The organism is Leisingera sp. JC1, from assembly GCF_001679925.1.
Classification (GTDB): Bacteria; Pseudomonadota; Alphaproteobacteria; order Rhodobacterales; family Rhodobacteraceae; genus Leisingera.
This window is the reverse complement of sequence record NZ_LYUZ01000041.1, coordinates 1-903: the sequence shown is the minus strand read 5'-3', so window position 1 is coordinate 903 and position 903 is coordinate 1. Positions and strand designations below refer to the sequence as shown.

Genomic DNA, 903 nt, shown 5'->3' with positions numbered 1-903 from the left:
GCCGCGCCACCAGGCGCTGGCGGATCATGTCGAAGAGAAAGAAGAACACCAGCGCGATGCAGGCGCCGGTGGTCAGGGCTATCAGGGTTGGAATGCTGCCCGAGGCCATGACCCGGGCAAACAATTGCAGCATGTAGAGCGGCGCTGTCAGGACTAAGAGGTTCACAAAGATGCTTGCTGTGAAGATGGCGGCAAGCACGCCCCGTTGACCGTCAAAAACCCGTCTTACCTTCATTGTCGTAGCCCCCCGGCTGCACGCGTTGAAGTTATGAATTCTGGAGAACAGCGCCCTGGTCCAAGGATGCAATCCTTGGCCGGGGACCAAATCGCTGTCCTGAACCAGGGCTGGACGGGCCCGGGGCTGACCCCGGGCCCGCCGTTCCTATGGCTCAGAGAGCGTGACCCCAGATATTGGAGTAGCTGTCGTCAAAGCCATTGTCGGACGTCAGCACGCGGATCGCCTCGTAGGAGCCYGCATCGCCGGTGGTCACGGCATTGATGCCGACGCCGCCGATCGGGATGGCGTCCTGGCCCAGCGAGGTGAACGGCGCCTCGCGGCCGGTCAGGCCGAGCAGGTCGACGCTGGAGCCGCCCACCGAGATATTGGTGTCGGTGCCGTTGTCGCTGACCGTTGCAGTGGCATTCAGCACGCCGAAGGCATCCTGCGCCGAGGTGCCGAGGCCGCCGCCCACATTGGTGATGCGGTAGAGCAGCACATCGTGGTCCTGATCGATGTCGAAGTCGTGGATGGTGTCGTTGCCGTCATTGGACGAGAAGCTGATGCCATCCCATTCCAGATCGACAATGAAGACATCCTTGCCTTCGCCGCCGGTCAGCCGGTCACGGCCTTCGGCGCCTTTCAGGAAGTCGTTGCCGTTGCCGCCGTACAGGGTGTCATTGCCC

At 62.5% G+C, this 903-nt stretch carries 2 pseudogenes; both read right to left on the bottom strand.

Going from position 1 to position 903, the window contains the following annotated elements:
• Positions 1-235, bottom strand: a pseudogene (locus A9D60_RS04925) (type I secretion system permease/ATPase); the annotation flags it as partial.
• Positions 236-389: 154 nt separating this feature from the next.
• Positions 390-903 (bottom strand): annotated as a pseudogene (locus tag A9D60_RS04920) (calcium-binding protein); the annotation flags it as partial.